The 19,307-nt window shown below is 69.4% G+C and carries 22 protein-coding genes; 9 read left to right on the forward strand and 13 right to left on the reverse strand.

What is annotated here, in order from left to right; genetic code table 11:
* Window positions 1–25 precede the first annotated feature (25 nt).
* The 4 genes from JOE46_RS23415 to JOE46_RS23430 form a co-directional block, all read right to left on the reverse strand.
* Window positions 26–859, reverse strand: coding sequence for an ABC transporter permease (locus JOE46_RS23415; RefSeq protein WP_077040709.1), 834 nt, complete (start codon window positions 857–859; stop codon window positions 26–28).
* Complete coding sequence (locus JOE46_RS23420) at window positions 856–1,854, reverse strand: ATP-binding cassette domain-containing protein (protein WP_209928641.1); 999 nt, start codon at window positions 1,852–1,854, stop codon at window positions 856–858. Before JOE46_RS23420 ends, JOE46_RS23415 begins: the two co-directional genes overlap by 4 nt.
* A 193-nt stretch (window positions 1,855–2,047) precedes the next feature.
* Window positions 2,048–3,208, reverse strand: coding sequence for an o-succinylbenzoate--CoA ligase (gene menE / locus JOE46_RS23425; RefSeq protein ID WP_097210314.1), 1,161 nt, complete (start codon window positions 3,206–3,208; stop codon window positions 2,048–2,050).
* Window positions 3,209–3,212: 4 nt separating this feature from the next.
* Window positions 3,213–3,671, reverse strand: a complete 459-nt coding sequence (locus JOE46_RS23430; protein WP_209928643.1) for a MarR family winged helix-turn-helix transcriptional regulator — start codon at window positions 3,669–3,671, stop codon at window positions 3,213–3,215.
* Between the two features lie 91 nt (window positions 3,672–3,762).
* On the opposite strand from JOE46_RS23430, the gene JOE46_RS23435 reads away from it, so the two are divergent.
* The 4 genes from JOE46_RS23435 (at window position 3,763) to JOE46_RS23450 (ending at window position 7,234) form a co-directional block, all read left to right on the forward strand.
* Window positions 3,763–4,110, forward strand: coding sequence for a DoxX family protein (locus tag JOE46_RS23435; RefSeq protein ID WP_209928645.1), 348 nt, complete (start codon window positions 3,763–3,765; stop codon window positions 4,108–4,110).
* 53 nt (window positions 4,111–4,163) lie between these two features.
* Window positions 4,164–5,687, forward strand: a complete 1,524-nt coding sequence (locus tag JOE46_RS23440) for an HNH endonuclease signature motif containing protein (RefSeq protein WP_209928647.1) — start codon at window positions 4,164–4,166, stop codon at window positions 5,685–5,687.
* Between the two features lie 143 nt (window positions 5,688–5,830).
* Window positions 5,831–6,511, forward strand: coding sequence for an SMI1/KNR4 family protein (locus tag JOE46_RS23445; protein WP_209928648.1), 681 nt, complete (start codon window positions 5,831–5,833; stop codon window positions 6,509–6,511).
* Window positions 6,512–6,628: 117 nt separating this feature from the next.
* Window positions 6,629–7,234 carry a TetR/AcrR family transcriptional regulator gene (locus JOE46_RS23450; RefSeq protein WP_097210931.1) on the forward strand — a complete coding sequence of 202 codons (606 nt, stop codon included), beginning with the start codon at window positions 6,629–6,631 and terminating at the stop codon, window positions 7,232–7,234.
* Here the strand turns inward: JOE46_RS23450 and JOE46_RS26635 are convergent.
* From JOE46_RS26635 to JOE46_RS23480, 7 genes are all read right to left on the reverse strand, one after another.
* Window positions 7,231–7,635: a DUF3349 domain-containing protein gene (locus JOE46_RS26635; RefSeq protein ID WP_257017235.1), complete on the reverse strand. Its 405-nt coding sequence runs from the start codon at window positions 7,633–7,635 to the stop codon at window positions 7,231–7,233. The genes JOE46_RS23450 and JOE46_RS26635 overlap by 4 nt on opposite strands.
* 12 nt (window positions 7,636–7,647) lie before the next feature.
* Window positions 7,648–7,962 carry a DUF3349 domain-containing protein gene (locus tag JOE46_RS26640; RefSeq protein WP_307861328.1) on the reverse strand — a complete coding sequence of 105 codons (315 nt, stop codon included), beginning with the start codon at window positions 7,960–7,962 and terminating at the stop codon, window positions 7,648–7,650.
* A 31-nt stretch (window positions 7,963–7,993) separates the two neighbouring features.
* Entirely contained in the window at window positions 7,994–8,269 is a 276-nt protein-coding gene (locus JOE46_RS23460) for a hypothetical protein (RefSeq protein ID WP_097210932.1), read from the reverse strand.
* 13 nt (window positions 8,270–8,282) lie between these two features.
* Window positions 8,283–9,509: an inorganic phosphate transporter gene (locus tag JOE46_RS23465; protein ID WP_097210933.1), complete on the reverse strand. Its 1,227-nt coding sequence runs from the start codon at window positions 9,507–9,509 to the stop codon at window positions 8,283–8,285.
* Between the two features lie 204 nt (window positions 9,510–9,713).
* The gene (locus tag JOE46_RS23470) at window positions 9,714–11,345 is read right to left on the reverse strand and encodes an MFS transporter (RefSeq protein ID WP_097210934.1); all 1,632 of its coding nucleotides are present in this window, start codon (window positions 11,343–11,345) and stop codon (window positions 9,714–9,716) included.
* Between the two features lie 101 nt (window positions 11,346–11,446).
* Window positions 11,447–11,836: a VOC family protein gene (locus JOE46_RS23475; protein WP_097210935.1), complete on the reverse strand. Its 390-nt coding sequence runs from the start codon at window positions 11,834–11,836 to the stop codon at window positions 11,447–11,449.
* Window positions 11,837–11,838: 2 nt separating this feature from the next.
* The gene (locus JOE46_RS23480; RefSeq protein WP_097210936.1) at window positions 11,839–12,288 is read right to left on the reverse strand and encodes a hypothetical protein; all 450 of its coding nucleotides are present in this window, start codon (window positions 12,286–12,288) and stop codon (window positions 11,839–11,841) included.
* A 226-nt stretch (window positions 12,289–12,514) separates the two neighbouring features.
* Between JOE46_RS23480 and JOE46_RS23485 the strand changes: the two genes are divergently transcribed.
* Entirely contained in the window at window positions 12,515–13,615 is a 1,101-nt protein-coding gene (locus JOE46_RS23485; RefSeq protein WP_245221154.1) for an alpha/beta hydrolase family protein, read from the forward strand.
* A gap of 5 nt (window positions 13,616–13,620) precedes the next feature.
* On the opposite strand, the gene JOE46_RS23490 is transcribed toward JOE46_RS23485, so the two are convergent.
* Entirely contained in the window at window positions 13,621–14,514 is an 894-nt protein-coding gene (locus tag JOE46_RS23490; RefSeq protein WP_027500684.1) for a 1,4-dihydroxy-2-naphthoyl-CoA synthase, read from the reverse strand.
* Window positions 14,515–14,605: 91 nt separating this feature from the next.
* Between JOE46_RS23490 and JOE46_RS23495 the strand changes: the two genes are divergently transcribed.
* The 4 genes from JOE46_RS23495 (at window position 14,606) to JOE46_RS23510 (ending at window position 18,349) form a co-directional block, all read left to right on the forward strand.
* The gene (locus tag JOE46_RS23495; protein ID WP_209928649.1) at window positions 14,606–15,394 is read left to right on the forward strand and encodes a 2-phosphosulfolactate phosphatase; all 789 of its coding nucleotides are present in this window, start codon (window positions 14,606–14,608) and stop codon (window positions 15,392–15,394) included.
* Window positions 15,391–16,419, forward strand: a complete 1,029-nt coding sequence (locus tag JOE46_RS23500; RefSeq protein WP_097210939.1) for an o-succinylbenzoate synthase — start codon at window positions 15,391–15,393, stop codon at window positions 16,417–16,419. The genes JOE46_RS23495 and JOE46_RS23500 overlap by 4 nt, the downstream gene beginning before the upstream one ends.
* 66 nt (window positions 16,420–16,485) lie before the next feature.
* Window positions 16,486–16,932, forward strand: coding sequence for a hypothetical protein (locus JOE46_RS23505; protein WP_077040721.1), 447 nt, complete (start codon window positions 16,486–16,488; stop codon window positions 16,930–16,932).
* 235 nt (window positions 16,933–17,167) lie between these two features.
* The gene (locus JOE46_RS23510; protein ID WP_097210940.1) at window positions 17,168–18,349 is read left to right on the forward strand and encodes a GDSL-type esterase/lipase family protein; all 1,182 of its coding nucleotides are present in this window, start codon (window positions 17,168–17,170) and stop codon (window positions 18,347–18,349) included.
* A 63-nt stretch (window positions 18,350–18,412) separates the two neighbouring features.
* On the opposite strand, the gene JOE46_RS23515 is transcribed toward JOE46_RS23510, so the two are convergent.
* Complete coding sequence (locus JOE46_RS23515) at window positions 18,413–19,243, reverse strand: siderophore-interacting protein (protein WP_097210941.1); 831 nt, start codon at window positions 19,241–19,243, stop codon at window positions 18,413–18,415.
* Between the last annotated feature and the right edge of the window lie 64 nt (window positions 19,244–19,307).

Consider the following 19,307-nt stretch of genomic DNA (forward strand, 5'->3'; position numbering starts at 1 on the left):
ATCTCTCGAGCGGCGACCGCCGCGGCTAGGTCTTGCGCATGTAGGTCCGGACGGTCAGCGGTGCCATCACCGCGACGATGATCGCGGCACCGAGCAGGGCCCATACGACCTGGATGCCGAAGTGGCCGTCGTTGGCCAGATCGCGCACCGCGGTCACCAGGTGCGAGACCGGGTTCACGTTCACGAAGGCCTGCATCCAGCCGGGCATGGTGTGGGAGGGCACGAACGCGTTGGACATGAAGGTCAGCGGGAACAGGATGAGCATCGAGATGCCCTGCACCGACGAGGCCTTGTTCATCAGCACGCCCATCAGTGCGAAGATCCAGCTGATGGCGAAGGCGCACACCATCACCAGCAGTCCGGCCGTGACGACGCCGATCACGCCGCCGCCCGGTCGGTAGCCCATCGCCAGGCCCATGGCGAAGGTGATGGTGGTGGCGATGAAGTAGCGGACCATGTCCGAGAGCAGCGCGCCCGCGAGCGGTGAGATGCGGGCGATGGGAAGGGATTTGAACCGGTCGAACACACCCTTGTCCATGTCCTCGCGCAGTTGGGTGCCGGTGACGATCGAGGCCGTGATGACGGTCTGCACGAGGATGCCTGGAATGATGATCGGCAGGTAGGACTTGACGTCGCCGGAGATGGCGCCGCCGAAGATGTAGGTGAACATCACCGTGAAGATCAGCGGCTGGATCACCACGTCGAACAGCTGCTCGGGATTGTGCTTGAGCTTGATCAGGCCACGGTGGGCCATGGTGATCGACTGTGCGACGGTCTCGCTCAGGCTGATCGACCGAGCCGCGGGCGGCGGTCCGGGATGGGTGCTCCTGGTGTCGGGCGCGAGGGTGGCGGTGGTCATGCGACGCTCCGTTCGGTGTCGGACTCGGCTGCGGCGGAATCGGATTCGTCGGTTCCGTGGCCGGTGATGGTGAGGAAGACCTCGTCGAGGCTGGGCTTGCTGACCGTGATCTCGTCGACCGCGATCCCGTGCTCGCGCAGCCTGATCAGCAGTTCGGGGATGACCGACGGGTCGGTCAGCGGGGCTGTGAGCCTGCCCGCCTCCGGGGTGATCGCGACCTCGACGCCGAGCGATTCGGCGAGCAGCGATCGGGTCTGCTCGACGCGCGTCTTGTCGACGAGCTTGAGTTGCAGCGCGGACATCCCGACCGAGGCCTTGAGTTCGTCGGCGGTGCCGTCGGCGATGACCTTGCCGCGGTCGATGACCGCGATCCGGTCGGCCAGTTGGTCGGCCTCGTCGAGGTACTGCGTGGTGAGCAGGACGGTGGAGCCCTCCGCGACGAGCCGGCGGATGGTCTCCCACATCTGGGCGCGGGTGCGCGGGTCGAGGCCGGTGGTGGGCTCGTCGAGGAACAGCAGCGGCGGGTGTGCGATCAGGCTGGCGGCCAGGTCGAGACGCCTGCGCATGCCGCCGGAGAAGTTCTTCAGTGGCTTGGTTGCGGCCTCGACGAGGTCGAACTCCTCCAGCAGTTCGGCGGACTTGCGGCGGGCGTCCGATCGGGAGAGTCCGAGCAGCCTGGAGAAGATCATCAGGTTCTCGGTGGCGGTGAGGTCCTCGTCGACGGAGGCGTACTGGCCGGTGACCCCCACCAGGGAGCGGACGGCGGTGGGTTCGCGCACCACGTCGTGGCCGAAGACCCGGGCCTGCCCGCCGTCGGGTCGCAGCAGGGTGGCGAGCATCCGGACGGTGGTGGTCTTGCCTGCGCCGTTGGGTCCGAGCACGCCGTAGACGGAACCGGTCGGGACGGTGAGGCTGACGCCGTCGACGGCCGTGGCGTCTCCGAATCGTTTGACCAACCCAACCGCTTCGATGGCGGGGGGAACCGAGAGGTTCATGCGGTGTCCTTTCGTGGAATTCGAATGACACAACAGTGCGGGGCCGCCCTTGCACGGGCCTTGCGTCGCGCATGCGGGGACTGCCGGGGCGCGACAGTCGTTGCTGTCGCGGTGCAAGGCCGGTGACTCAACCCTGGTCGACGAGCTGGTGCGAGCAGTCCTCGACGGGATCGGAGCGCGCCGAGTGAGAGCGCTATACCGTCGCGGGGCCGGTGAACTGCTCGGCCAGTGCCCGGCGGTCCACCTTGCCGGGTCCGCGTAGCGGCAGCGCCGGCATCAGGTGCAGTTCGCGGGGTGCCGCGGTCGAGTCCACGGTCCGCTCCACGTGGGCGCGCAGATCCACGAGGGTGGGCGCGGTGCCCGCGGCAGGCACGACCGCCGCCACCACGCGCTGGCCGAGCCGCGCGTCGGGAACCCCGAACACCGCGCATTCGGCAACCGCGGGATGGGCGGACAATGCCGCCTCCACCACCTGCGGGACGACCGTCAGCCCGCCCGTCGAGATCGCCTCGTCCAGCCGGCCCGTGATCGAGAGCACGCCGTCCGACAACAGGCCCGCGTCGTCGGTGCGGAACCATCCCGGTTCCGCGAACGCCGGATGGTCGGGCAGTCCGCGGTACCCCGAGGCCAGCACCGGTCCACCCAACAGCACGCGGGAGTTCTCGATCCGCACCAGTACCCCGTCGAGCGGTACCCCGTCGTACACGCAGCCGCCGCAGGTCTCGCTCATTCCGTAGGTACGGACGACGTTGATGCCCGCGGTGCGTGCCCGTTCGAGCACCGGCGCCGGGGTCGCGGCACCCCCGAGCAGTACCGCGTCGAGCTCGGCCAGCGCGGCCGTCGCCGCCGGGTGCTCGAGCGCCTTGATCAACTGGGTCGGCACCAGCGAGGTGTAGCGGCGCGGTCCGGTCATCGCCGCGATCGCGCCCGGCAGCAGGGTGGGGTCGAAACCCGTTGCGACGTCGACTATTACTGGCTCGGTGCCGGCGAGCAGGCTGCGCAGCAGCACCTGGATCCCCGCGATGTGGTGTGCGGGGAGCGCCAGCAACCACGACCCGGGACCGCCGAGGCGGGCGTGGGTGGCCTCGCCGCTGGCGCGCAGCGCGGCGGCGGTGAGCAGAGCGCCCTTGGGGGTCCCGGTGGTCCCCGATGTCGCGACGACCAGAGCGGTTGATCCGTCGATCGGCTCACCCGGGTGCAGGGCATCGGTCAGGCGCCGGATCTCGCGGTCGTCGTCGGCGGGCACGGGGAGCAGCGCCGGGCCGTCGCCCGCGAGCGCGCGTTCGAGCTGGGGGAGTGTCTCTCGGGTGGCCGGGCCGGATCGGACGGGTAGGACCTCGAGCGTGCCGGTCACCGTCTCAGTCTTCCGAGCACTCGTGCTGCACGGACGCCACGTCGACCCGGTCGAGCATGGTCCTCAGTGACACGAGGTCGCGCTCGGAGAAGGCGGCAAACAGTTCGCGTTCGGCCTCGTTCAGTGCGGAGTCGACCTTCCGGAGCGCCGCCGTGCCTGCCTCGGTGATCTCCACGATGTGTCGCCGCCGGTCGGCCGGATCGCGGCGCCGCTCGGCCAGGCCGTCGCTCTCCAGTTCGTTGAGGATCGCGACGAGTTGGCTGGGGTCGACCTCGAGCATGTCGGCGAGCGCTCGCTGGCTCACCGGGCCGGTGCCGAGGTGCATCAGGGTCATCGCGTGGCGCGGGTGCAGTCCGGTTACCCCGAGGGCACCGCGAATCCGGGCGCTGGTGGCCTCGCCGCGCCAGGCGAGGAGGAACCCGAGGCGGTCGGTGGGGGCGCCGTCGACCCGTTCTGCAGCCATTCAGTCACCGTATCAGCACCTACATTTTGGAGCCTCGTCAATCATTGTTACGCTTCAACGATCTTGCCTTATTAACCATTGGAGGTCGCTCATGTTCATCGCCTATGCCGCCATCGCTGTGGTCCTCGCCCTGGCCCTCGGTACCTCGGCATTTCTCACCTTCACTCGCAACGAGAAGTTGGTCGGGGGCTTCGCGGAACTCGGTGTTCCCGATGCGTGGCTGCCGCGTCTAGCCCTCGCCAAGGCTGCAGGCGCCGCCGGGTTGCTGATCGGGCTCGTGGTGCCGGTGATCGGCGTAGCGGCGGCGATCGGTGTCGCCCTGTACTTTCTCGGCGCCGTCGTCGCGCACGTGCGAGCCCGCGACTATGCGATCGCGCCGGCGGTCGTGCTGGGACTGGCGGCAGTCGCCGCGGCGGTGCTCCGTATTACCTCTGTGTGAGGTGCGATCCTCGGCCCGGGGAGTGTGTCGGACCCCGGCGGTAGAATTCGAACATGAGTTCGATCGACAAGGTCGGGGCTTCGGGACAAGTGCAGGAACACCTGTCCACGATCGCCGATGCCATCGAGGGACTGTGCGACAGCGATCTGACCGGGCTCTCCGACGCCGAGCTGACCGACACCATGCGCCGGTTGGAGAAAACGCTGCGCCGGGCCTCGGCGGTCGGCCACAACCTGATCGTCGAAACGGCCGAACGTTCCCTACCCGGGAAGCTCGGCCACAAAACCTTCAACAAGCTACTCATCGGAGTGCTGCGGATCTCCGCGGCCGACGCCTCCGCGCGGATCACCGCGGCGAAATCGCTCGGCACCTGGCATGCGCTCTCCGGCCAGCCGCTTCCCGTGGACCTGCCCGAAACCGCTACCGCGCAACGCGACGGAGACATCGGCGCCGACCACGCACGCGCGATACGCGAAGTCATCCGCAAGATCCCCCACACCGTCAGCAGTTCCGACGTCGCAGTCGCGGAGCAGATCCTCGCGGAACTGGCGCGCTCGGCCACGCCCGAGGACGTCGAGAAAGCCGGGCACGAGTTGCTGGCGCACCTGAACCCTGACGGCAACCTCACAGACGACAAGGACCGCAAGCGTCTTCGCGGGATCCGCCTCGGCCGGCAGGATCAGAATTTGACGACACCGATCTCCGGGCACCTCGACCCCCAGGCCCGCGCGTTGCTCGACCCGATCCTCGCGAAATGGGCGCGGCCAGGGATGAACAATCCCGACGACCCCGAATCACCCACCGGCGCCGCCGAACACCCCGGTGTCGACCGCGACCAGCTTGCCGCCGCCGCGGGCCGCGACACCCGCACCGCCGCGCAACGCAACCACGACGCCGTCAAGGAAGCGCTGCGCGCCCTCCTCGGTTCCGGAGTCCTCGGCTCGCACCGCGGGTTGCCGGTGACGACGATCCTGACGATGACGATAGATCAACTCGAACAACAGACAGGTGTGGTCACCACCGCCTCCGGCAGGATCGTCCCCATCAAGGACGCCCTCAAGCTCGCCGAACGGTCACATCCGGTGCTGGTGCTCTTCGACCACAACGGCCGACCACTGCACCTCGGACGGAGCAAACGCCTCGCCACCGCCGACCAACGACTGGCTCTGATCGCCGCCGATCGCGGCTGCACCAGACCCGGCTGCGACGCCCCCGCCACCATGACCGCCGTCCACCACGTCCACGACTGGTCCAAGGGCGGCACCACCGACATCGGCGCGCTGACCCTCGGATGCGATGGCTGCCACGCCCTCATCCACGACGGGCCCGGCGACTGGAAAACCCGCACCGCACCCAAAGACTCCGAATACGCCGGACGCACCGAATGGAGCCCACCAACGCACATCGACCCCGAACAGAAACCCCGCGTCAACCACCGCCACCACCCGAAAGAGCTCCTCGACCGCGCCCGACGAAAGGCCAACGCCCGCAGGGAGACCGGCATGCGCAGGCGGGATGGGTCATGGCCGTGGGGAGATGCGCGGGGCGAAGGATCGGCCTCAGACGGTCTCCCGTAGCGTCCGGCCGTGTCGAGTTGCAGCGAAGATCGACAGGACGCGCCTGGCTACTTTGACCGAGGTCGGGCGTGTAGGTCGCGCCTGTCAATGTAGGTGTGTCACCGAACCCAGAGACACGTCGTCGCATCCGTCAGGATGTGACTATGAAACACGCGCAAATGCACGCGGACCGGATCGCCGGGATCCTGACCGGCCTCGACCGACTTCGAGTAGCCGATCTGAGGACCACGGTCGTCTCGCTCGGCGACCGGGAGGTCATCGGCTACAGATGCGGCATCCACGGGGCAGCCGTGCATCGCTACGAGCACGCTGCTCCCGCGGACCCGGACGTTCTGGCGGCATTCGAGAACCGGCTCGGCGTCGGCCTTCCTGCCGACTATTTCGAGTGGATCACCCGGGTGGGCGACGGCGGAGCCGGACCGATGCTCGGACTGCTCCCGCTGGCGCAGGAGGCCGAAGACGCCGCGATCGACTACGCCGCGGACTTCCCCTTCACCGCCGAGCGACCCTGCGCGCCCGCCGCTGAGGACTCCGAGTTCCAGTGGTCAGAGAACATCGGCCGGATCCACCGAGGCGCGACCTTCCTCGCGAACGAGGGGTGCGGCATGTACGACCTCCTGATCCTGCGCGGCCCGGCCGCGGGGCAGGTGTGGTGGCACAGCTACGAGCACGCCGCCGCGCTGCCGGTGCTTCACCCAGACACCCGCGAGCCGCTGACGTTCCTCGACTGGTACGAACTCTGGCTAGCCCGCGCCCTCGATCCGGACGTAGACCAGGTGGGGAGCTTTGCCGAGTTCGCCGATCACGGCGCGAACCACGACTGAGGTGTCACGTCCCCCCGCAGCGCGGTTGCGACGACGATCGCCAGGTGTGGGCCTCAGGCCGTCATGTCGAACGTACGACCGTTCGTGCAATCGCAAGATCTCGTAGAGAATGAAGCGATGGTGGATACGGCTCAGACTTCCGATCAGCGGTTGATCAAGGGGGCGCTGGCCCGCGCCTCGATCGCCCGGCACGCGGCGGACGTCGCCTCGGTCGAGGGACTGACCGGTCTGAGCATCGGCAGGCTCGCCACCGATCTCGGGCTGAGCAAGAGTGGCGTCGCGACTCTCTTCGGCACCAAGGAGAACCTTCAGGTCGCCGCGGTGCAGTCGGCCAGGGAGGTGTTCATCGAGCACGTCGTCCGGCCGAGCCTGAAGGAGCCCGGCGGGCTGCCCCGGCTACGGGCCCTGATCGACCGTTGGTTCGACTTCGTGTCGGCGCCGGTGTTCCCCGGCGGCTGCTTCCGGGTCGCGACCGTATCCGAGTTCGACAGCAGGCCGGGGCCGGTGCGTGACGCGATCGCGGCCGATCAGCGGGACTTGCGCGAACTGCTCACCCGCGAGATCCGGCGGGCCAAGGATCAGGGCGCGGCGGAGGGGAGGGACGCCGCGGCGCTGGCCTTCGAGATCGAGGCGCTGATGAGTGCGGTCAACACCGCCCTACAGATGGGGGAATCGGAGGCGGCGCCGATCGCCCGCGGGATCATCGATGGGCTGATCGCCTAGCCGGATTCCGGGGGAGTGTCCCCGTCCGCCGATGCCCCGTCGCCGGTGGCCGACTCGGCGTCACGGTCGAGCGCGCGCAGGGTCGTCGCCCCGTTCGGCCCGTCACCGGGTTCGTCGGCGAGCGGCCAGCCCCCGGCCGCGAGGTGTGCGCGCACCCGCTCCACATCGGACTCGACGGGCATCTCGTCCGTGACCTTGGTGATGAGCACCTGGATGTCGATCTTGTCGATCGGCGGCGGGAACTGCTCGACCAGTGCGTCGGTGACCGCATGGACCTCTTCGTCGGACAGGCGCCTGCGGAGCAGGGCGATCAACGGGATGTAGTCCTGTTCGGGCACACCGTTGGGATACCCGGCACGCAGCCACCCGAGTATCGAGGTGAGGAACGGTGGAAGGGCCACGACGGTGCGTCCCTACGGCTCGTCGCCGAGCGGCCACCCGGCCGCGGCGAGCACGGACCGGACCCGGGCGATGTCGTGATCCGACGGGGCCTCGTGGGTGATCTGTTCGATCAGCTCGCCGATCTCGGCGTGGGTGACGGTCGGGTCCTCGCCCTCGCCCCGCGATTCGGCGAGCGCGACGGCCACGTCCTTGATCTGCTCGGCGGTCAGCTCGTGGTGGAGCAGGGCCACCAAGGGGATGCGGTCCTTCGGCGGGACGCCCTGCGGGTACCCGTCCTGCAGCCAGGTCAGCACGGATAGTGGGAACGTTGATTTTGCTGAGGACACGAACTGTTGCCTCTCGACTCGTGGGCCGACGCTAGAAGATCTCGATGCCGAAGGTGTGGCTGAGGAAGCCCTGCATGACGAACAGGATGCCGGTGATGATCGCCACGACCACCACGGCGAAGCATGTACCGGCTGCGATGACGGCAGCCGGCTTGCGGGTGGTCGTCGCCGCGGCGGGATCGGTGGTCGAACCGGAGTCCAGTGCCCGCAGGCCGAGCGCGAAGATCGCGGGCAGGCCTGCCCCGAGCAGTAGCCCCACCGCGACGACCTGCCACAGCGAATCGACGGTTTTCGAGAGAAGATCCATGGTGCTGTATTCCTCAGGCTGTCACGTTGTCGCGCGGGGCAGGCTCCGCGGCCGGTGCGGGCGCGGGGGTCGGGTTCGCCGGCGGGCCGGGGATGTCCTCGGCGGGGATCAGGCCGCCGTCCCATTCCGCGTTGACGTTGCTCGAGTCGATCGGCTGCCTGCGCGAACGCGCATACATCCAGCCCGCCAGCAGCAGCAGGATCGCGAAGACCGCCAGCACGCCGGGCAGGCCGCCGATCAGCTGCGCGATGCCCCAGCACACGGCGCCGACAAGCGCGGCCGACGGCAGGGTGATCAGCCAGGCGACCGCCATCCGGCCCGCGACGCCCCAGCGCACCTCGGCGCCGCGGCGGCCGACGCCGGTACCCATGATCGAGCCGGTGGCGACGTGCGTCGTGGACAGCGGCAGCCCGAGGTGGCTGGAGGTCAGGATGATGGCGGCCGAGGACGCCTCCGCGGCCATGCCCTGCGGCGCCGCGATCTCCACCAGACCCTTGCCGAGGGTGCGGATCACGCGCCAGCCGCCGAGGTAGGTACCGAGGGCGATCGCGACCGCGCAGCTCAGCTTCACCCAGAACGGCATGTCGGAGTCGGCGTTGAGGGTGCCGTGGGCGACCAGGGCCAGGAAGATCACGCCCATCGTCTTCTGCGCGTCGTTGGTGCCGTGAGCGAGGGACACCAGCGACGCGGAGCCGACCTGGCCGAGCCGGAACCCGGAATCCTTGGTCTCGTCGCTGACGCCGCGGGTGATCCGGTAGATCATCCAGGTTCCTGCCGTGGCGACGAGGCCGGCGACGACCGGCGCCAGCAGTGCCGGGATGACCACCTTGCTCAGCACGCCGCCCCACTCCACGCCGTTCATCCCGAGGGAGGCGAGGGCCGCGCCGATCAGGCCGCCGAACAGCGCGTGCGAGGAACTCGAGGGGATGCCGAACAGCCAGGTGGCCAGGTTCCAGATGATTCCGCCGACAAGTCCGGCGAAGACGATGAACAGCAGATCCTCGCCGCCGACGGAGTTGAGGTTGACCACGCCCTTCGCGACGGTGGCCGCGACCTCCACCGAGAGGAACGCGCCCACCAGATTGAGGATTGCGGAAAGCGCAACCGCGACTTTGGGTTTGAGTGCCCCGGTCGCAATCGACGTCGCCATCGCGTTGCCGGTGTCATGGAAGCCGTTGGTGAAGTCGAACCCGAGGGCTGTGACAACTACGACAAGAAGAACGATGAGTTCCGCGTTCACGGCCTCGATCCTCCGTTACGAACGCGTAAAAGTCGAGTCTGTACCCGCTGTTCGCGCGTGCTTTCGAGCACGCCGCGCCGCCGCCCGTCGGGCCAGGTCCTGGCGGTTCGGGCGGGCCCCGAACGGCGTGCGCACCGCCCTGTCGCCATGCGAACCGTCAGGGTCAGGAACGAAATGTGTCGAAGCTCACCGGGCCAGGACCCGTCACTCCTCGCGCCGCGATGGGCCGCTCGACCCGACCGGTTCGCGGGGGATGTTCGCGGTGAAGAACAGCGCGAGGACGGCGAGGAGCGCGGCGAGGCCGCATGCCACCCGCAGCGCCTCCAGTCGTGCGTCCGCGTTGACCGCGAGAACGGCGTCGGCGGTCGGGCCGCTCACCCCGGCCTCGTCCATCGCCGCGGTCAGCTGGGTGTCGGACAGGAACGGGACCCCGGCGGCCAGCTCGGTGGTGGCCTGCTGCTGCACGGCGACGGGCACGTCGGGGTTGTCCTGGATCCCGTCGACGGTCGCGGCGCTCAACGTCGTGATGAGCACCGCACCGATCAGTGCTGTCCCCAGTGACGCGCCGAGGTTGGTCGCCGTGTTCTGCAGCCCGCCGACCTCGGCGCTCTGCGAGTCCGGCACCGCGGACACGGTGACCGCGCCGAGCTGGGACGCCAACGCACCAAGCCCGAGTCCCATCAGGAGCATCGGGACGGCGACGATCGCGGCATTGGCGCCGGGGTCCAACCCGGCGACGAGGACCAGGATCCCGACGATCATCGAACCGAGACCGCACCGCACCACCCGGCGGGGAGCCGCACGAGGCCAGAGCTTGGGTATGCCCGCTGCGGCGAGCAGGAGAGCCACCGAGAGCGGGAGCAGCCGCAGACCGGTCTGCAGCGAGTCGAGTTCGAGGACCACCGAGAGGAACAGCGGGACCGCGAAGAAGATCCCGGCCTGCACCATGAACTGCGCGAAGAACATCGTCAGGCCGCCGCTGAGCTGACGGTTCTGCAGGAGCCGTGGATCGAGCAGTGGCTCGGCGCCCGCCTTGGACAGCCGGGTTTCCCAGAGCAGGAACACATAGGCGACCAGCAATCCGGCGAGGATCAACCACAGGGTCGCGGACACTCCCATCAACTGGACGCCGTCGGGCGTTGGCCGGATCCAGCCCCATTCGCTCGAGCGGAGCACCCCGAACACGAGCATGCCCAACCCCAGCACCGACAGGGCCGATCCCACCAGGTCGAGGTGCACCTTGGCCGGCGGGGTGTCCTCGATCCTCCTGAGCACCAACAGGATCAACACGACGATGACGACCTCGCCGAGGAAGACGTAGCGCCAGGACGCGTACGTGGTGACCGCGCCGCCGATGAGGGGGCCCGCGGCGACGGCCATCGCCCCGGCCGCGGCGACCAGGCCGTAGGCCGCAGGGCGACGTTCCGCCGGGAAGTTGCTCGCCACCAGGGCGACGATCGCGGGCATGATCAGCGCGGCGCCGATGCCCTCCAGGAGTGACCAGCCGATCAGCAGCACGGCCAGGTTCGGTGCCACGGCCGTGGTGAAGGACCCTGCTGCATAGATGACCAGCCCGATGCCGAAGGCGCGGCGACGGCCCAGGATGCTGCCCACCTTGCCGCCCGTGATCATCAGCGTGGCCATGACGAGGGTGTACAGCGTGATCGCCGTCTGGATCCCGGTGATCGTGGTGTTCAGGTCTGCGGCCACGGTGGCCATCGAGACGTTCATGACGGAGCTGTCCAGCGTCATCAGGAACTGGCCGGAGGCCAGCACCGCGAGCACCAGGCCGCTGCCGGTTCGGGTGGAGGACGTGTGCCGAGCAGCTGTGCTCATCGGTGACCTCGGGGTCGATGGGTTCCGCGTGCACGAATCGTCCGCTGCGAGGGCCTCGGTCGTCAACGGCGCCGCGCCGAGAGAATCGGTGCCGCAACCGGCTAGGGGGCCGGGCGGCCGTCCCTCCGGATCGGGTGGTCCGCCGGGATCTGCACCAACACGATCGGGACGCCGTCGGGGTCGGCTATCCACAACTCGTGCAGGCCCCACGGTTCCTGCCGCGCCTCCCGGATGATCTGCACGCCCTTGAGCACCAGTTCCGTCTGCGTGGCCGTGAGGTCGCGAACCTGAAACCAGAGGGCACCGTCGAAGCGGGTGCTCACCCCGGATGCGCCGTGGGCGGCGACCTCGATCAATCCCTGCCCGGCGAAGAACACCGTGCCGCCCGGATACTCGCGCGCGACCGCGAGCTCCAGGGTCTGCGCGTAAAACGCCAGGGTGGTCGGATAGTCGGCCGGCCGCAGGATCGTCCGGCTGCTCAGAATCTCCATGCTCACTCCTGCTCCGCGGGTCGGGCCTCGTGCCCGGGCCTGCCCGGTGTCCGTCTGCGCTGCTTCATCTCCGCCTCGTACAGGTGCCTGCGCCCGCCGAGCAGCTCCTCGCGCACCGCCTGCTCGTGCTCGCGGAATTCCGACCAGTACCCGTCGTCGAACTCCTCCACCACCTGAAAGGTCCAGCGGCCCGCCAGCACGTTCCGGCCGACCAGCTCCTCGAGGAGCTTGTCGGCCCGCTCACCGTGGCCGGCCGCGCGCAGCATATCGACCGCCTCGGCGAGCTGCAGGTGCGCGTGCCCGATGAGTTGGTGGAACCCGTACAGGTGCCCGCGGGCCCGCTCGACCGTCTCGAGGGCCTCGGAGACCCGCCCGGCGGCGGCGATCTCGGCGTCGGTGACACCGTCGGGCCGACGGTGTTCGGGTGCAGGCTCTTCGCGGTCGACGCCCATGCGTTCAGTGTGCCCGATCCGGTGTCGGTCGCGGGCGCGAGATTCGTGACAGTGGCGAACGAATTCCCCTGCGCGGCCCACCCGAACGCGGTACCGTCTCGGCGATCGGTGCCGCCGCCAAGGAGGCCGGCGGTCCGGGCCGTCTGGTGCCCGCATCCGATCGACAACGTCGAGGCTGGGGGAGTCCATGAATTTCGCGTGTCGTCGTCCTGCGTTGGGCCGGGCAATGGGTGTGGCCCTGGTCGCGATCGCGGTGTTGGCAGGCTCGGGCGAGGCCGTCGCGGCACCGGGCACGGGCAGTGACTCGGGTAGCGCGGGCAGTTCGGGCAGCTCGGATTCGGGCAGCGCGGGCGGCAGCTCGGACTCGGGCAGCGTCACCTCCGGATCGACGATGCCCGAGTGGGGGCGCGACGATCCGGGGCCGATACCCCCGCTGCGCGACGACATCGTCACCCCGTCGATCGTCTCGGAGAAGTTCACCTCGGAACGGGTCGCGCGGTTCCTCATCGCCTCGCCCGCGCTGCACCGCGAGGTCGGCGTGGACGTGCTGCTCCCCGCGGACGGCAGCGTCCCGCGGCCCACCCTGTACATGCTCGAGGGCGTCGGTGCCGACGAGAACCAGAGCGGGTGGATGTACATGACCGATGCCCCGAAGTTCTTCGCCGACAAGAACGCCAACGTGGTCATGACCAACGGCGGGGTGGCCAGCCTCTACACCGACTGGGACAAGCGCGATCCGAAGATCGGGCTGCACAAGTGGGAGACCTTCATCACCAAGGAGCTGCCGCCACTGATCAACGCCCGGCTGAAGACCAACGGCGTCAACGCGATCGCGGGCAACTCGATGGGCGCCCAGGGTGCGATGATGCTCGCGCACCGGCACCCCGACCTGTACCGCGGCATCGCGGTCTTCAGCGGCTGCTACTCGACCACCGACGACATCGGTCGGCTGAGCACGCAGGTCACGGTGTCCTCGCGTGGCGGGGACCCGGCCAACCTGTGGGGTGTTCCTGGTGGTCCCGAGTGGGAAGCGCACGACACGGTGCGTCACGCGGAGGCGTTGCGCGGCAAGCCCATCTACATGTCGGTCGCCACGGGTATCGCAGGCAGGCACGAGGGCCCAGGCACCGATGCCGAGCGGATCGTGGTCGGCGGGGCCATCGAGGCGGCGGCGAACCAGTGCACCAAGCGGCTCGACCGAAAGCTGCGGGAGTTGGGCATCCCGGCCACCGTCGACTACGAGCCCACCGGCGTCCACGCCTGGGCGTACTGGAAGGACCAGCTGCCCAAGGCATGGCCCACGTTGCGTCAGGCGCTCGGGCTGTAGGCCGCCTAGAAGTACCAGGGGTACGGCGACCAGTCGGGATCGCGCTTCTCCAGGAACGCATCCCGGCCCTCGACGGCCTCGTCGGTCATGTAGGCCATCCGGGTGGCCTCGCCGGCGAACAGCTGCTGGCCGACCAGGCCGTCGTCGGCCAGGTTGAACGCGTACTTGAGCATCCGCTGCGCCTGCGGGGACTTGCCGTTGATCTTCTCGGCCCACTCCAGCGCGACGTCCTCGAGCTCGGCGTGGTCGACGACCTTGTTGACCGCGCCCATCTGATGCATCTGCTCGGCGGTGTACGCATCACCGAGGAAGAAGATCTCGCGGGCGAACTTCTGCCCCACCATCTTCGCGAGATAGGCGCTGCCGTATCCGCCGTCGAAGCTGCCGACGTCCGCATCGGTCTGCTTGAACCGTGCGTGTTCGCGGCTGGCCAGTGTCAGGTCGCAGACCACGTGCAGCGAGTGCCCGCCGCCCGCGGCCCAGCCGTTGACGAGGCAGATCACCACCTTCGGCATGAAACGGATCAGGCGCTGCACCTCCAGGATGTGCAGCCGGCCCGCGCGCGCCTTGTCCACGGTGTCGGCGGTCTCGCCCGCGGCGTACTGGTAGCCGCTGCGTCCGCGGATGCGCTGGTCGCCTCCCGAGCAGAACGCCCAGCCGCCGTCCTTGGGGCTGGGACCGTTGCCGGTCAGCAGCACCGCGCCCACATCGGAGGTCATCCGGGCATGGTCGAGGGCGGCGTACAGCTCGTCGACCGTGTGCGGCCGGAACGCATTGCGCACCTCCGGACGGTTGAAGGCGACGCGGACGGTGCCCTGCGTGATGTGCCGGTGATAGGTGATATCGGTGAGGTTCTCGAACCCGGGAACCGGACGCCACAGCTGCGGATTGAAGGTCACGATCGCCAAGGATAGGCCCCGCCCGACCGCGAGGCGCCGATGGTGGTGTTGCTGCCGGGCCGGCCATGAGGTCAGGTGCGAGGATGACGGCATGCTTCCCGCTCACCGTCAGGGTGCGTACCGACTCCGGTTCGACTGGGGACCGGCGGGCGCCGCTGCCCTGATCGAGGACTGCGACGTCGCGGTCGTCGTCGACGTGCTGTCGTTCACCACCACGCTGACCGTCGCGCTGGACGGCGGCGTGGGCGTGTACCCCTATCGATGGGACCCCGCGTCCGCCGCCGGCTACGCCGCCGAACGCGGTGCGACCGTTGCGGTCGGCCGATCACGGGCGGTGCCGGGCGACGTGAGCCTCTCGCCCGGTTCGGTCCGGGCCGCCTTCGGCCCTGGTCGGCTGCCGGATACGCGCGGGCACAGGCTGGTGCTGCCGTCCCCGAACGGATCCGCGCTGTCCTTCGGGCTGGCCGAGGCCGGGGTCGAGGTGGTGGGGGCCTCGCTGCGCAACGCCACCGCCGTGGCGCACTGGCTCTCGGCTCGGGGCGGAGCGGCCCGGCCGCCGCGGGTGGCGGTGATCGCGGCGGGGGAGCGCTGGCCGGATGGGGACATCCGCCCTGGCCTGGAGGATCTGTGGGGTGCGGGCGCGGTGCTCCGTGCGCTCGGGGCGTTGGGTGCGGGGGCGGCGTCTCCGGAGGCCCGCGCGGCCGCCGAGGCCTTCGCCGCGGCCGAGGGCGACCTGAGGGACAGGCTGCGTGACTGCGCGAGCGGCCGGGAGCTCGTCGACAAGGGATTCGGCGAGGACGTCGACATCGCCGCCGAGCTCGACACCAGCGCCGTGGTCCCGCTGCTGCGGGGCGAGGCGTTCGTGGACGCCGCGTCATGAGCGGCGAACCGGTGCCGCTGCCGCCACTGTCCGAGCTTCGCGAGGGCGCCGTCGTGGTGAGCCTTCCGATGCGAGTCCGCTTCCGCGGCATCACCACTCGCGAGGTGCTGTTGTTGCGCGGGCCCGCAGGCTTCGGCGAGTTCGCCCCATTCCCCGAATACGCCGACGCCGAGGCCGCCTCCTGGCTCCGCTCCGCGATCGAGGCCGCCTGGCTGGGCCCGCCCGCGCCGCTGCGCGCGATGGTGCCCGTCAACGCGACCGTGCCCGCGGTGGAGGCGGCGCGGGTGCCCGAGATCCTGTCCCGGTTCCCCGGCGCGGGGACGGCGAAGGTGAAGGTCGCCGAGCGGGGGCGGTCGCTCGCCGAGGACCTCGCGCGGGTCGAGGCGGTCCGTGCGCAGATCGAGCACGTGCGGGTCGACGCGAACGGTGGGTGGGGTCTCGACGAGGCGGAGGAGGCATTGCTGGCGCTGTCCTCGGATGGACCGCTCCAGTACGCGGAGCAGCCGTGCGCCTCCGTCCCCGAACTGGTCGAATTGCGTAGGCGCCTGGCCGATCACGCGGCGGCGTCCGGTCGCGCGCGGGTGCGGATCGCCGCGGACGAGAGCATCCGCCGGGCGGAGGATCCGATGAGGGTCGTGCGCGCGGGCGGTGCCGACGTGGCGGTGGTCAAGGTCGCGCCCCTCGGCGGCATGCGGGCACTGCTGAGTCTCGCCGCCGAATTGGCGGAGCACGGTGTGCCGGTGGTGGTCTCGAGCGCGCTGGACTCCGCGGTGGGGATGGGTGCGGGGCTGGCGGCGGCGGCCGCGCTGCCCGAGCTGGAGTACGCCTGCGGGCTCGGCACCGGCGGACTGTTCGAGGCCGATGTCGCGGCGCCACGCGCGATGGTGGACGGGGCGCTGCCTGCCTCTGCGGTCGTGCCGGACCCGGAGCGGGTGGCCGGGCTGTCAGCCTCACCGGAGCGCACACGGTGGTGGCTCGCGAGGCTCGAGCGGTGTCACGAGCTGCTCTCGGCGGATGCTGAGTAAGCCGGTTGGGCTCCGCGTCGTATAAGGTCTGGCGCGACACCCAAGTCAACATCGGAGGCATTGAAAGTGGTTGCAGCACTGAATGACACCCTTCTCGACCCGTCCCGGCTGCCCGCCGTGGTCGCGGACGTGCAGGAGCTGATCGACGCCGAGGTTTCGGAGAAGACGGGCGCCTCGGGCCTCGCGGTCAAGGGCGGCTACGGAGCCGTGAAGAAGGTCGGACCGTCGATCGTGCCGGAGGCCGTCGAGGGACTGCTGCCCGGATTCATCTCCCGCCTCGAGCCGTTCTGGCAGGACTTCGGCGCGGCCGGTGGCGCCGGCTTCGGCGACTTCCTCAGCGCGCGAAGCGAGCAGGTTGCGGACGCGCTCCTCGGCGTGACCGACGAGAAGATCGAGGGCACCAGCAAGTCCGCCATCAAGAAGGTCTACTCGACGATGCGCCCGTCGGCGAAGAAGAACGTCATCGAGGCGCTCCCGCGTCTCGGTGCGCTCGTGGAGAAGCACGCAAGCTAGTCACCACGCCACAGTGGTAGACGGTGGGCCGGATCCCTGGGGGATCCGGCCCACCTGTCGTATGTGGGCTCGGCGCCGTCGGGTCGTCGCCGAAGTGTTTAACGCAAAAATTGCGATTACCCGGCGGTAGCAAGCTGGCCCGTGCCAGACTCCCTCGCGTCACCGGCCGGCGACCTCCCCACGTACGAATGCGTGCCTGTCCTCGTAGGACAGGTGTGCCCATCCCCAGGAGCCCGTGTTGGTCGAAACATGCAACAAATCTGCCGCCGGCCGCAGCGCCAGGAGTCTGCTCGCCGCCCTGCTGGCGGTACCCCTGGCCGCCGCCGGTCTGTCGGTGCTCGCCACACCCGCGGTTGCTGCTCCCGCCGGGCCGACGGCGAGCGTGTCGATGGGCGACAGCTACATGTCCGGCGAGGCGGGACGGTGGAAGGGCAACAGCCTCACCACCTCCGGCAGCCGCGACGGCACCGACCGGGCCTGGACGGGCAGCGGTTACGACCCCACCCGTGTGTACGGCAGCACCTACGCCAACGGCTGCGACCGCTCCGATTCGGCCGAGGTGAACAGTGCCGCGTCCGTCGCGCAGACCAGGATCAACCTGGCCTGCTCGGGCGCCGTCACCGCCAACATCTTCCGGGCCGCCAACGGCGGCCAGGCCTTCAAGGGTGAGGCGCCGCAGGCCGATCAGTTGGCCGCGGTCGCCGCGGCCAACAAGGTCAAGCTGATCACCCTCTCGATCGGCGGGAACGACCTCGGATTCGCCGACGTCATCTCGACCTGCGTTCAGGACTACCTGGTCTGGTACTCCTACTGCAACGACGACCAGCAGGCGGCGGTGGACGGCAAGATGAATGCCGCGATGGACGGTGTCGCCAAGTCCATCGACGAGATCCGTGCCGTGATGTCCGGTGCCGGTTACGCGGCCGCCGACTATCGCGTGGTGCTGCAGTCGGCGCCCTCGCCGACCCCCCGCGCGGCGGATAACCGGTACTCGGAAAGCGGCTGGGCGCGGGCGAACACCGGCGGCTGCCCGCTCTGGGACGGCGACGCCAACTGGGCCCGAGATTCCTTGGTGCCGCAGATTTCCAACCGCCTCGCCGGTGTCGCTGCCGCGAAGGGTGTGCAGTTCCTCGACCTCGGCGATGCCTTCGACGGGCATGAGGTCTGCGCCAAGGCGGCCAAGCAGGTGAGCGCCTCGTCGGCGCCGTCAGGGGCGACCAGCGAGTGGATGCGCTGGCTGGACATGGGATGGACCACGCAGGGCAACCGTCAGGAGTCGATGCACCCGAACTACTTCGGCCAGCTCGCGCTCGGCCGCTGCATCGACCTGCTGTACGCCAAGCCGAGTGGCAACTTCACCTGCCGCAACACGGCGGGGCAGGACCACAGCGGGATGTACCTGACCGGGCGTCCGTAGCCACCCCTGTGAGTCTTTCTGGTCCTTCACGGGGCCAGAAAGACTCACAGGCGGCGCAGCCGCCTAGGGTGCGGACTTCCCGTGGCGCCAGTAGCCGGTGAAGGCGATATCGGACTTGGGCACCTTGCGGTCGTTGACCAGATGCCGTCGCAGGCCCGTCGACAGATCGCTCTCGCCCGCGACGAACGTGTAGGACGGCCCCGTGGGCAGCTCCGCCTCCCGCACCGTCTCCAGGGCGAGGACCCCGGGCCGATCGTGCGGGTCGGAGCGGACGAGCCAGTGCAGGTTCACGTCCTCGGGCGTCGTCACCTGCTGGGCGTCCTCGGCGTGCGGGATCTCCACGAAGACCTCGGCGCGCAGATCGGCAGGCGCCGAGCCCAGGACGCCCATGATGGCGGGCAGCGCGCTCTCGTCGCCTACCAACAGCTGCCACTGCGCTTCCGGGGTCGGGTTGTAGATCAGGCCCTCGTCGAGCAGCGCGACCTCGTCCCCCGGCGTCGCCGACCCGGCCCACGCCGACGCCGGTCCGGTGTCGCCGTGCGAGACGAAATCGATGTCCAGTTCGGGGATGTTCTCACCGAACACCGCCTCGTCCGCGCCGCGGAATCCGCGGACCGTGTAGTTCCTGACCACCGGCCGGGTGCTCTTCGACATCGCCAGGTACTGGGCGTACCACAGGTTGTTGGTCGCGCTCGGCACCCGCAGCGTGGTCTGGCCATCCTGCGGGATGAACATGCGGAACCACTGATCGAACCCCATGGGGGTGAAGCTGCGCAGCTCCTCGCCGCCGATGGTGACGCGGATGAAGTTGGGGCTCACCTGTTTGCTGCCGAGCACCCGGGCCCTGGTGATGTGCCGGTCCTCGGGTTTGACGAACTTGCTGCGCTTGGCCATGGTCTCGTTCCTCGCGGGGTGGTTAGCTCAGGCAATCCTAACTGACGGTGTGCCCGGACCGCCG

Origin of the sequence: Rhodococcus sp. PvR099 (assembly GCF_017833315.1) — a bacterium.
In the GTDB taxonomy this organism is placed as follows: domain Bacteria; phylum Actinomycetota; class Actinomycetes; order Mycobacteriales; family Mycobacteriaceae; genus Rhodococcus_G; species Rhodococcus_G oryzae.

What these genes read in the sequence shown, in the direction of transcription:
- JOE46_RS23415 (WP_077040709.1), bottom strand. Translation starts at nt 859, where the DNA reads ATGACCACCGCCACCCTCGCGCCCGACACCAGGAGCACCCATCCCGGA.
- JOE46_RS23420 (WP_209928641.1), bottom strand. Translation starts at nt 1,854, where the DNA reads ATGAACCTCTCGGTTCCCCCCGCCATCGAAGCGGTTGGGTTGGTCAAA.
- JOE46_RS23430 (WP_209928643.1), bottom strand. Translation starts at nt 3,671, where the DNA reads ATGGCTGCAGAACGGGTCGACGGCGCCCCCACCGACCGCCTCGGGTTC.
- JOE46_RS23435 (WP_209928645.1), top strand. Translation starts at nt 3,763, where the DNA reads ATGTTCATCGCCTATGCCGCCATCGCTGTGGTCCTCGCCCTGGCCCTC.
- JOE46_RS23440 (WP_209928647.1), top strand. Translation starts at nt 4,164, where the DNA reads ATGAGTTCGATCGACAAGGTCGGGGCTTCGGGACAAGTGCAGGAACAC.
- JOE46_RS23445 (WP_209928648.1), top strand. Translation starts at nt 5,831, where the DNA reads ATGAAACACGCGCAAATGCACGCGGACCGGATCGCCGGGATCCTGACC.
- JOE46_RS23450 (WP_097210931.1), top strand. Translation starts at nt 6,629, where the DNA reads ATGGTGGATACGGCTCAGACTTCCGATCAGCGGTTGATCAAGGGGGCG.
- JOE46_RS23460 (WP_097210932.1), bottom strand. Translation starts at nt 8,269, where the DNA reads ATGGATCTTCTCTCGAAAACCGTCGATTCGCTGTGGCAGGTCGTCGCG.
- JOE46_RS23470 (WP_097210934.1), bottom strand. Translation starts at nt 11,345, where the DNA reads ATGAGCACAGCTGCTCGGCACACGTCCTCCACCCGAACCGGCAGCGGC.
- JOE46_RS23475 (WP_097210935.1), bottom strand. Translation starts at nt 11,836, where the DNA reads ATGGAGATTCTGAGCAGCCGGACGATCCTGCGGCCGGCCGACTATCCG.
- JOE46_RS23480 (WP_097210936.1), bottom strand. Translation starts at nt 12,288, where the DNA reads ATGGGCGTCGACCGCGAAGAGCCTGCACCCGAACACCGTCGGCCCGAC.
- JOE46_RS23485 (WP_245221154.1), top strand. Translation starts at nt 12,515, where the DNA reads ATGGGTGTGGCCCTGGTCGCGATCGCGGTGTTGGCAGGCTCGGGCGAG.
- JOE46_RS23495 (WP_209928649.1), top strand. Translation starts at nt 14,606, where the DNA reads ATGCTTCCCGCTCACCGTCAGGGTGCGTACCGACTCCGGTTCGACTGG.
- JOE46_RS23500 (WP_097210939.1), top strand. Translation starts at nt 15,391, where the DNA reads ATGAGCGGCGAACCGGTGCCGCTGCCGCCACTGTCCGAGCTTCGCGAG.
- JOE46_RS23515 (WP_097210941.1), bottom strand. Translation starts at nt 19,243, where the DNA reads ATGGCCAAGCGCAGCAAGTTCGTCAAACCCGAGGACCGGCACATCACC.